At 70.4% G+C, this 9,933-nt stretch carries 12 protein-coding genes and 1 pseudogene; 9 read left to right on the plus strand and 4 right to left on the minus strand.

The genetic code is table 11. The features are described from left to right. Window positions 1-7: 7 nt before the first annotated feature. Window positions 8-673, minus strand: coding sequence for a TetR/AcrR family transcriptional regulator (locus ACWEFB_RS36035; RefSeq protein WP_452292738.1), 666 nt, complete (start codon window positions 671-673; stop codon window positions 8-10). A 104-nt stretch (window positions 674-777) separates the two neighbouring features. Between ACWEFB_RS36035 and ACWEFB_RS36040 the strand changes: the two genes are divergently transcribed. The 5 genes from ACWEFB_RS36040 to ACWEFB_RS36060 are packed head-to-tail and all read left to right on the plus strand — an operon-like array spanning window position 778 to window position 5,930. Further along, window positions 778-1,926 (plus strand): acyl-CoA dehydrogenase family protein, encoded by a 1,149-nt coding sequence (locus ACWEFB_RS36040; RefSeq protein ID WP_452292739.1) that lies wholly within the window; start codon window positions 778-780, stop codon window positions 1,924-1,926. A gap of 34 nt (window positions 1,927-1,960) precedes the next feature. Next, window positions 1,961-2,719: a 3-oxoacyl-ACP reductase FabG gene (fabG, locus tag ACWEFB_RS36045; RefSeq protein WP_452292740.1), complete on the plus strand. Its 759-nt coding sequence runs from the start codon at window positions 1,961-1,963 to the stop codon at window positions 2,717-2,719. 27 nt (window positions 2,720-2,746) lie between these two features. After that, on the plus strand, window positions 2,747-3,919 hold the full coding sequence (locus tag ACWEFB_RS36050; protein ID WP_452292741.1) for an acyl-CoA dehydrogenase family protein: 1,173 nt from the start codon (window positions 2,747-2,749) through the stop codon (window positions 3,917-3,919). Further along, the gene (locus tag ACWEFB_RS36055; protein ID WP_452292742.1) at window positions 3,916-4,380 is read left to right on the plus strand and encodes a MaoC family dehydratase; all 465 of its coding nucleotides are present in this window, start codon (window positions 3,916-3,918) and stop codon (window positions 4,378-4,380) included. Before ACWEFB_RS36050 ends, ACWEFB_RS36055 begins: the two co-directional genes overlap by 4 nt. After that, the gene (locus tag ACWEFB_RS36060; RefSeq protein ID WP_452292743.1) at window positions 4,377-5,930 is read left to right on the plus strand and encodes a long-chain-fatty-acid--CoA ligase; all 1,554 of its coding nucleotides are present in this window, start codon (window positions 4,377-4,379) and stop codon (window positions 5,928-5,930) included. The genes ACWEFB_RS36055 and ACWEFB_RS36060 overlap by 4 nt, the downstream gene beginning before the upstream one ends. Window positions 5,931-5,951: 21 nt before the next feature. Here ACWEFB_RS36060 and ACWEFB_RS36065 read toward each other — a convergent pair whose 3' ends face one another. Then, window positions 5,952-6,359: a VOC family protein gene (locus ACWEFB_RS36065; protein WP_452292744.1), complete on the minus strand. Its 408-nt coding sequence runs from the start codon at window positions 6,357-6,359 to the stop codon at window positions 5,952-5,954. Between the two features lie 119 nt (window positions 6,360-6,478). Here ACWEFB_RS36065 and ACWEFB_RS36070 point away from each other — a divergent pair, with 119 nt between their 5' ends. After that, window positions 6,479-7,135 (plus strand): hypothetical protein, encoded by a 657-nt coding sequence (locus ACWEFB_RS36070; RefSeq protein WP_452292745.1) that lies wholly within the window; start codon window positions 6,479-6,481, stop codon window positions 7,133-7,135. Window positions 7,136-7,396: 261 nt separating this feature from the next. Here the strand turns inward: ACWEFB_RS36070 and ACWEFB_RS36075 are convergent, their stop codons facing one another. Next, on the minus strand, window positions 7,397-8,050 hold the full coding sequence (locus tag ACWEFB_RS36075; protein WP_452292746.1) for a DUF1345 domain-containing protein: 654 nt from the start codon (window positions 8,048-8,050) through the stop codon (window positions 7,397-7,399). A 35-nt stretch (window positions 8,051-8,085) separates the two neighbouring features. After that, a complete protein-coding gene (locus ACWEFB_RS36080) occupies window positions 8,086-8,358 on the minus strand; it encodes a DUF2795 domain-containing protein (RefSeq protein WP_326558228.1) in 273 nt (90 codons plus the stop codon). Window positions 8,359-8,529: 171 nt separating this feature from the next. Here ACWEFB_RS36080 and ACWEFB_RS36085 point away from each other — a divergent pair, with 171 nt between their 5' ends. From ACWEFB_RS36085 to ACWEFB_RS36095, 3 genes and pseudogenes are all read left to right on the plus strand, one after another. Further along, entirely contained in the window at window positions 8,530-8,934 is a 405-nt protein-coding gene (locus tag ACWEFB_RS36085) for a DUF2267 domain-containing protein (RefSeq protein ID WP_452292747.1), read from the plus strand. A 139-nt stretch (window positions 8,935-9,073) separates the two neighbouring features. Then, a complete protein-coding gene (locus tag ACWEFB_RS36090) occupies window positions 9,074-9,748 on the plus strand; it encodes a hypothetical protein (protein ID WP_452292748.1) in 675 nt (224 codons plus the stop codon). Window positions 9,749-9,846: 98 nt separating this feature from the next. Then, a pseudogene (locus ACWEFB_RS36095) lies at window positions 9,847-9,933 on the plus strand (sulfite oxidase-like oxidoreductase); the annotation flags it as partial.

A 9,933-nucleotide genomic window follows, 5' to 3' on the forward strand; every position in this document is an offset into this window, starting at 1 on the left:
TTTGACTCTAGTACGCCCCGGCGCCGGACGGGAGGGGTGGCAGCGGTCCGACCATCCGCTCGTAGGTGTGGGCGAGCCCGTCGATCAGGGCATCCAGGCCCAGCGTGAACGCGCCCTCGTCGACGCTCTGCTGGTGCTCGGCGAGCCGGTGCGCCTGGGTCAGGTGGGGGTACTGCTCGGCGTAGAAGCCGGGATCCTCGACGAATCCTCGGGCGAACGACCCCAGTGCCGACCCGGTCACGAAGTAACGCATCAGCGCGCCGATGTGGGTGGCCCGCGCCGGTGGCCAGCCCGCGTCGACCAGCCCGCCGTAGACGGCGTCGGCCATGGCCAGGGCGGCGGGACGACGTCCCGGCCCCTGGGCGAGGTGCGGGACGATGTGCGGGTGGGCGGCGAGGGCGGCCCGGTAGGACAGTCCCCACCGGCGCAGCGCCTCCCGCCAGTCGGCCGTGCCGAAGGACGAGACGTCGATCTGGGCGGTGATGCTGTCCGCCACCGCGTCCAGGATCTCGTCCTTGGTGGCGAAGTGGTTGTACAGCGAAGGCCCGCGTACGCCCAGTTCGGCGGCGAGTCGCCGGGTGGAGAAGGCGCCGAGCCCGTCCGCGTCGATCAGGGCGGCGGCGGTCTCGATGATCCGCTGCCGGCTCAGCAGTGCCTGCCGTGGCCGGGGCATGGCGTACCTCCTCCTCCGTCTTACCGGTGTCACCGGAGCTCGTTGCGGAAACTCTGCCACACGGGGTCTGGACGAGATAAAACTTGCAGCGCTAGTTTAGATGCATGGACCTCCAGCTCTCCGAGGAGCAGGCGGCCGTCCGCCGGCTCGCGGCCGAGTTCGTCGACCGCGAGGTACGGCCGCACGCCGCCGAATGGGACCGTCGCGAGGCGGTCGACCCGGCGATCGTCGGCCGACTCGGCGACGTCGGTTTCCTCGGACTCACCATTGCCGAGCAGGACGGCGGCTCCGCCGGCGACCACCTCTCGTACTGCCTGGTGCTGGAGGAGTTGGGACGCGGCGACTCGTCCGTACGCGGCATCGTCAGCGTCTCGCTCGGACTCGTGGCCAAGGCGATCGCCGTACACGGCAGCCCGGCGCAACGGGCGCAGTGGCTGCCCCGACTCTGCGCCGGTGAGGCCCTGGGGTGCTTCGCGCTGACCGAGCCCGGCAGCGGCTCCGACGCGGGTTCGCTGCGCACCCGGGCGGTCCGGGACGGCGGGGACTGGCTCATCACCGGTTCGAAGGTCTTCATCACCAACGGCACCACCGCCGACGTCGCGCTGGTCTTCGCCCGTACCGGTGAACCCGGGCCGCGCGGCGTCACCGCCTTCCTCGTACCGACCGGCGCTTCCGGCCTGGACCGGCGCGAGATCCACGGCAAGCTCGGGCTGCGCGGGCAGGCAACCGCCGAACTCGCCTTCGACGCCGTACGCGTACCGGCCGACGCCCGGCTGGGCGCCGAGGGTGCCGGCCTCCGGCTCGCCCTGTCCACCCTGGCCAAGGGAAGGATGTCGGTGGCCGCCGGTTGCGTCGGCATCGCCCAGGGCTGTCTGGACGCGGCGGTGGGTTACGCGACCGGGCGGGAACAGTTCGGCAAGCAGATCGCCGGCCACCAGCTCGTCCAGCACCTGCTCGCCGAGATCGCGGTGGACACCGCCGCCGCCCGGCTGCTGGTCTGGCAGGTCGCCGACCTGATCGACCGCGACCGTCCGTACGCGACCGAGTCCTCGATGGCCAAGCTGTTCGCCAGCGAGGCGGCGGTACGGGCGGCGAACAACGCCGTCCAGGTCTTCGGCGGCTACGGCTACATCGACGAGTTCCCGGTCGGCAAGTACCTGCGCGACGCCCGCGTGGCCACCCTCTACGAGGGCACCAGCCAGATCCAGCAACTGCTCATCGGACGCGCCCTCACCGGTGTCTCCGCGTTCTGACCCCCCGACCGATCCACCACCCACGAGGAGAACAGTGACCAGATATGCCGGCAAGGTAGCCGTCGTCACCGGCGCGGGACAGGGCATCGGCGCGGCCACCGCCCGCCGGCTGGCCGCCGAGGGGGCGGCGGTCGCCGTCGTGGACCTGAACACCGACTCCGCCACCTCGGTCGCCGACGAGCTGACCGCCGCCGGTGCGCGGGCCGTCGGGATCGGGTGCGACGTCACCGACGCCACCGCGGTGGCGGACATGACGGCCCGGGTCGTCGACGCGTACGGCCGGCTTGACGTGCTGGTCAACAATGCCGGCATCACCCGCGACGACCTACTGTTCAAGATGCCGGTCGATGCCTGGGAGGCGGTTCTGACCACGAACCTCACCAGCATGTTCCTCTGCTGCCAGGCCGCCCAGGCGCAGATGGTCGGCCAGCGCTACGGCCGCATCGTCAACCTGAGCAGCCGCTCCGCGCTGGGCAACCGGGGCCAGGTGAACTACGCCGCCGCCAAGGCCGGGGTGCAGGGGCTGACCGCCACGCTGGCGATCGAACTCGGCCCGTTCGGGGTCACCGTCAACGCGGTCGCACCGGGTTATGTCGCGACCGCGATGACCGCCGCCACCGCCGAGCGGGTCGGCAGCACCCCGGAGGACCACCAGCGGTGGGCCGCCGAGCACACGCCGCTGCGCCGGGTCGCCCAGCCCGAGGAGATCGCCTCGGTGATCGCCTTCCTCGGCAGCGACGACGCCTCCTACGTCAGCGGTCAGACCCTGTACGTCAACGGCGGGGCCCGCTGAACCCCGATCACACCCTCGGAGGACATCATGGACTTCTCGCTCAGCGACGAAGAGCGCGCGATACGCGACACCGCCCGGGACTTCATCACCCGTGAGGTCGTTCCGCTCGAGGCCGAGGTGCTGCGCCGGGAGCGGGCGCACCGGCCCGGAATCGATCGCGGCGAGCTGCGCGAGTTGCAGCTCAAGGCGAAGAAGTTCGGGTTCTGGGGGCTGGCCACCCCCGAGGAGTACGGCGGGATGGACCTGCCGGCGGTCACCCAGTCGCTGATCTGGACCGAGATCGGCCGCTCCTTCGTGCCGTTCCGGTTCGGCGGCGAGGCGGACAACATCCTGTTCCACGCCAACGACGAGCAGAAGCACGAGTACCTGGTGCCGACGATCGAGGGTGAGCGGCTCTCCTGCTTCGCCATCACCGAACCGGGTGCCGGCTCGGACGCGGCGAACATCAAGCTCAGTGCCCGCCGCGACGGCGACGACTGGATCCTCAACGGCGAGAAGACCTTCATCACCGGTGGCAACGACGCCGACTTCGCGATCGTGGTCGCGGTCACCGACCGGGACAGGGGCGTACGCGACGGCGGCAGCACGGCCTTCCTCGTGGACCGGTCGATGGGGTGGCGTTCGGAGTTCATCCAGACGATGGGGGAGGGTGGCCCGGCCGCGCTGGTCTTCGACGACGTACGGGTGCCCGGCCGCAACATCCTCGGTGAACTGGGCCAGGGGTTCGCCCTCGGCATGCAGTGGATCGGCAAGGGTCGTTACACGATTCCGTCGCACGCGGTCGGGATCGCCGAACGGGCCCTGCGGATGGCGATCGAGCACGCCAACACCCGGGAGACCTTCGGTACGCCGATCGGCACGAACCAGGCGATCCAGTGGATGATCGCCGACTCGGAGACCGAACTGGAGGCGGCCCGTTGGCTGATCCTGCGTGCCGCGTGGACGGTCGACCAGGGGCTCGACCCCCGGCACGCGTCGTCGATGGCGAAGCTCTACGGCGCCGGCATGGTCAACCGGGTGGTCGACCGGGTCCTGCAGATCCACGGCGGCATGGGTTACACCCGGGAGCTGCCGATCGAGCGCTGGTACCGGCAGGTGCGGCTGTACCGCATCTTCGAGGGCACCGACGAGATGCAACGTCTGATCATCGCCCGCGACCTGCTGCGCGGCTACACCAAGCTGGGAGGGCACCTCGGATGAGGACCTTCGCCTCGCCCGCCGAACTCCTGGCGGCGGTCGGTGAGCCGCTCGGTCCGGGCCGGTGGTACCCGGTCGACCAGGACCGGGTGGGCCTGTTCGCCGACGCCACCGACGACCACCAGTGGATCCACGTCGATCCGGAGCGGGCCGGGGCGGGACCGTTCGGGGGGACGGTCGCGCACGGGTACCTCACCCTGTCCCTGCTGCCCGTGCTGGTGACCGAGCTGTACCGGGTCGACGGGGTACGGATGGGCGTCAACTACGGCCTCAACCGGGTACGGTTCCCCGCCCCGCTGCGCGTCGGTACGCGAATCCGGGCCACCGCACTGATCGTCGGCGCGGAACCCGTGACGGGTGGTTTACAGGTAGTCACATCGGTCACAGTGGAGAGTGCGGGCGGCGTCAAGCCGGTCTGCGTCGCCGAAACGGTGTCCCGGCTCTACTTCGAGGAGGGAAAATGACCGCGTTGTCGTTGGCGATGGTGCTCGCCGAGGCGGCCCGGCGGCACTCCGACACGGTCGCCGTGGTGGACGGCGAGGTCCGGGTGACCTACGCCGAACTGTGGCTGGAGGCCCGGTCCGCCGCAGCCGGGCTGCGTGAGCTGGGCATCGGCGCGGGCGACACGGTGGCGCTGCTCGCGCCGAACGTGGTCGACTTCCCCCGGGCCTACTACGGGGCGCTGGTCGCCGGTGCGGTGGTGGTGCCGGTGCACCTGCTGCTCACCGCCGAGGAGATGGCCTACGTGCTCCGGGACAGCGGTGCCGACCTGCTCGTCTGTCACACGAGCCAGTTGGCCATCGGCGCCGAGGCGGCGTACCGCGCCGGGGTTGGGTTGGTCACCGTCGGCCCGGTGCCCGCCGGGATCGAGGTCCGCCGGCTGGAGCAGGTCAGCGACCAGGTCGCGCCACTGCCGTCGTACGTGACCCGCGAGGCCGAGGACACCGCGGTGGTCTTCTACACCAGCGGCACCACGGGTGAGCCCAAGGGGGCGCTGCTCACCCACCTGAACCTGGTCATGAACGCGACGGTGAACGTGTTCGACGCCAACGACGCGCGCAGCGCCGACGTGGTGCTCGGCTGCCTGCCGCTGTTCCACACCTTCGGTCAGACGGTGGCGATGAACGGCACCTTCCGGGTGGGCGGGACGTTGGTGCTGCTGAGCCGGTTCACCGGTGCCGCCGCGATCGAGCTGATGCTGCGCGAGGCGGTCACCGTCTTCCACGGCGTACCGACGATGTACATCGGGCTGCTCGCCGCCGCCGCCGAGGCGCCGACCCTGCCCCGGCTGCGGCTCTGCATCTCCGGCGGGGCCTCGCTGCCGCTCGCGGTGCTGGAGCGGTTCAACGCCGCCTTCGCCACCACGATCTTCGAGGGGTACGGCCTCTCCGAGACCTCACCGACCGCGACCACCAACCAGCCGCACTTCGGTACCCGCGCCGGTACGGTCGGGCACCCGGTCTGGGGCGTCGAGGTGGAGATCGCCCGGCCGGAGCTGGACGACCGGATCGAGTTGCTTCCCACGGGGGAGATCGGCGAGATCGTCATCCGTGGCCACAACGTCTTCGCCGGTTATCTGGGTCGGCCGGCGGCGACCGCCGAGGCGTTGGTCGACGGCTGGTTCCGCAGCGGCGACCTGGGCACGAAGGACGAGTCCGGCTTCGTCACCATCGTGGACCGGAAGAAGGACCTGGTGATCAGGAGCGGGTTCAACGTCTACCCGCGCGAGATCGAGGAGATTGTCGCCCGGCACCCGGCGGTGGCCCAGGTGGCCGTCATCGGGGTGCCCGATCCGGTGCACGGCGAGGAGATCTGCGCGGTGGTGGTGCTGGATCCGGCCGGGCCGCCCGCTCCGACCGAATCCGAGCTGATCGACTGGGCGCGCGAGCGGCTCGGCCGGCACAAGTACCCGCGCCAGGTCCGGTTTCTCGACGAGCTGCCCTTGGGGCCGAGCCACAAGGTGCTCAAGCGGGAGCTGCGCCGGATGATCGTCCCGAGAGCCGCCCTCGACTGATCGGCCCACCGACGTCGGTGCTCAGCCGCGCGACGAAATCTGCTGTACGGCCCACTCGTTGCCGTCCGGGTCGCTGAAGAAGACGAAGCCGACGTTGTCCAGCGGGTCGGGCGTCGGCCTCGGGTTCTGGCCGAGGATCTGGACCTCGCTGACCTGCACGCCGCGTTCGACCAGCTCGGCATGGGCCTTGTGGATGTCCGGGACCACCAGTTGCAGGCCCTTCAGCGAGCCCGGTGGCATCTGCGGTACGGCCCCGTAACCGATCACGACGGAGCAGCCCGATCCGGGCGGGGTGAGCTGGACCAGGCGGACCTGTTCGCCCATCCGGGTGTCGTGGTCGACGGTGAAGCCGAGTTGTTCGGCGTAGAACGCCTTCGCGCGATCCACGTCCGACACCGGAACCACCACGACCTCGAGCGTCCAGTTCACGATCTGTCTCCCGTTCCATCCGGTGCGTCATCGGCGTTCCGGGCAGCGTACCGGCCGGGGGAGTACCGAAGGGGGCATCCGATCGGCGTGGCCGGCGCGGTTTCGGGTAGTCGCACGGCATGGCGACCACGATGAGCGTGGAGGACAAGAAACGGTTCGTCCGGCGACTGGCCGGCAGCGGGCGGGGCTTCGCCGATCAGCTCGGTTTCCGGGTCACCAACAACCCGGCCGCGCTGTTCCAGCTGCTCTACCTCTCCATTCTGCTCGGTCGCCCCGGCGACCCCCGGCGAGCGGCGCAGACCGCCGGGGCGTTGCGCGACCGGGGTTGGGACAGTGCGGCTCGGATGGGCCGGTCGTTGCACGAGACCCGGGCCACGGTGCTGCGCGGTTGCGGGCGCAGGGACGCGGACGAGCTGGCCACCGAGCTCGGTGACCTGGCCGCGCTGGTCACCGAGCGGTATCGCGGTGACCTGCGGCGGATGCGGGCGATGGCCGGGTACGACGCCGTCCGGGAGCGCGATCGGCTCAGGCGGTTGCCCGGAGTGGACGATCTGGTGGTCGACCTCTTCTTCCGCGAGGTCCAGGCGCTCTGGCAGGAGGTGCCGCCGTCGGCGGACCGCCGGGCGCTCACCGCCGCTCGCAAGCTGGGTCTCGGCCGTACGGCGGAGGATCTGGCCGCGCTCGCCGGCAGCCGGGAGTCGGAGAAGCTCGCCTGGCTGGTCGGGGCGCTGGCGATGGTGGATCTGGACGACAGGTACCACCAAATCGCAGCATAAACACCCAATCGTACGTGGGCTCCCCCACAATTATGGTGTTCGCCGCCTTTCGGGTGATCCCACCTCGTAGGATAGGTCTGGCAGGGCTGTCCAACCGGTTCGGCTGGACCTCCGCCATCCGGTGATCGCGTTCGGTTCGGACGCCGCTTGTCGCCGGAGTTTCGTCGGACGTGGTGTCCCGGTCATGCCTGTCGTGACCGGCACCTCGTCCGGTGTCCGTTTCGAGCAGGTTCCTCGCGCCGGTCCCCGTCCGCCGTCGGCTCACCGCACCAGGCCCGCGATCAGGTTCACCGTGGACGCGATGATCACGGCGCCGAACAGGTACGACAGCAGCGCGTGGCGCAGCGCCGTACGCCTGATCTCCGGGCTGCTCAGCGGGGTGTCGGAAACCTGGAACGTCATCCCGATGGTGAAGGCCAGGTACGCGAAGTCGGTGTACCGGGGCGGCGACTGCTGGTTGAACCGCACACCGCCGTCGGTACCGGTGTAGTACAGCCGGGCGTAGCGGCTGCCGAAGACGGTGTGGATGACCGCCCAGGAGAAGATGACGCTGATGATGCCGAGAGCGATGTGCAACTGCTCCGAGAAGCCGTCCAGCGGCTGGGCCCGGATCAGCACGACCCCGATCGCCAGCAGGCTGGCAAGGCAGGCGAAGAGAAGCAGCGAGTCGCGTAACCCTCGGTTGGTGTCCTCCCGCAGCGCGAACCGGGCGGTCTCGGTCGGGTCCAGCGGCCAGAGCCTGGAGCGCGCCCAGATCAGGTAGAACAGCGCGGCGGCGTCCCAGCCGACGAGCGGTCCGAGCACCGCCGCGTCGTACAGTCCGACCGGGACTGCGGCCGTGGCCCCCACCACCGCCATGATGATCAGCAGCAGCGAGGACCGGAGCGGCTCCCGGCGCGGGCGGGTCGCGGTCAACGCCGGCACTCCGCTTCGGCGACGGGCTGCACCGGTCAGCTCTGGCGCAGGTGCCGAGCGACCCGCTGGTGCTTGCGGTCCCGGGCCCGCGCCGCCAGATCGGCGGGGGTCACCTCGGGATTGGAGTTGGTGCGCGCAGAGCGGGCCACCTCGTTGATGTTGCCGTAGTCGGCCGGCGGCATCGCCCGCAGGGCGCGGAGCACGTCGTCCGACGCCCCTTCCCGTTCGGCCTCGGCGACGATGTCGTCCTTGGTGGCGGGAAAGTCGAGTGCGGTGAGGTAGCGCAGCACCTCGGCGTTGGTCACCATGTGAATCCCGCTCCTCGCCGGTCGTCTGGTTCTCCCCGCGCAGCACTTACCCCGCTTTGCCGGCTTCACGCACCGCTGCGCCCCGCAGGTCGACGTCGTTTCACCCGACCCGGCGGGGGTACGCGCCCGGCACGCGACGCCGGACCGCGGCGACGCCGGGGAGGAGCCGTCATGAACTACGACACGTTCGTCGACATGGTCGCGCAACGCGCGGAGGTGGACTCGGACACGGCCATCGACCTCAGCCGAGGCACCCTGCAGACGCTGGCCGACAGGTTGACCGGCGGCGAGGCGATCGATCTGGCCGCTCAGCTGCCACAGCCGTTGCAGGCGGTGATGCGCAGTCCGCAGGACGCGGCAGAACCGTTCGGGGCGCAGGAGTTCATCGGGCGGGTTGCCGAGCGTGCGAGTGTCGATGAGACCGCGGCGCGTACCGGGGTCCGGGCCGTCCTGACCACCGTGCGGGAGGCGGTCACCGGCGGTGAGTTCGACGACGTGATGAGTCAGTTGCCGCGCGAGTTCCGCGACCTGGTCGAACCGGTGTTGATGCCCGGTGGTCGAGCCCGGCGGCGCTAGACCGGTTGTGGAGACATCGACTTTCGTTGAGAGTGACGAAAGTTCGGTCGATTCCAACCGGGCAATAGACTGCCCCGCATCAAAGCCGTAACCTCTACGCAACGTGCGTGCGGTGGTTGATGCCCCGGGAGGAACGGACATGTCTCGCAGGACCGGCAAGCCCTCCTACACGAAGGCCCCGACGAGCAGGCGGCCGAGTGTGGGCACCCTGGTCTTCGCCATGCTGTTGCCGGTGGTGCTGGCCGGTTTCATCGGCGCCGGCATCGGCTACGCCGTCGGCGGGCCGAGCGAGACCGAGACCGCCGTCAACAAGCTGCGCGAGGAGGAAGCGCAGCGGGACACCGAGCAGATCGGCAGCCTGACCACGGCCGCCCGGACCACGCGGGACGAGCTCGGCCCACTGCTGTCCGAACTGGACGCCGCGGTCGAGACCGGCCAGCCGGCACCCGCCGACAAGCTGACGACCTGGCAGCAGACCATGCGCCGGGCGGTCGAGCGGCATGCGGAGAGCCCATCCGGCAGCACCGCCACCAACGTGGCGCGCGGCGGTCTCCGGGCCGCGGTCGACGGCCTGGCCACCGCACTGGACACGTACGCCCTGGTCGGTACGTTGCCCGCCACCGCCCAGCGGCCGGTGATCGACCTGGCGGCCCGTCAGCGTACGGCGGCCGGCACGGCCTGGTCCATCGCGGCAGCCCAGCTCGACCAGATCAACATCGACGCGGGACACGGGCACCAGCACGTCTACCTGACCACCGAACCCGGCACGGGTGCGTTCACCTCCGACGGGGCGCCGGAGGGGCCGACCAAGTAGCCGCCGGGTCCGCCGTCGACCTGCCGGCGGTCGGCCGCTCTATGATCACCTGCCGGGATCATGATCCGGCACACCCGGAAAGGTGATAGGAGTAGCGGATGGGTATCGTCTCGCCGGGCTTTCAGGGTCGGCCTCGGTCGTCGGAGCCGGCGTTGCCGCCGGGGCAGTATCTGACCGAGGATTTT

The organism is Micromonospora sp. NPDC004704 (genome assembly GCF_053601675.1).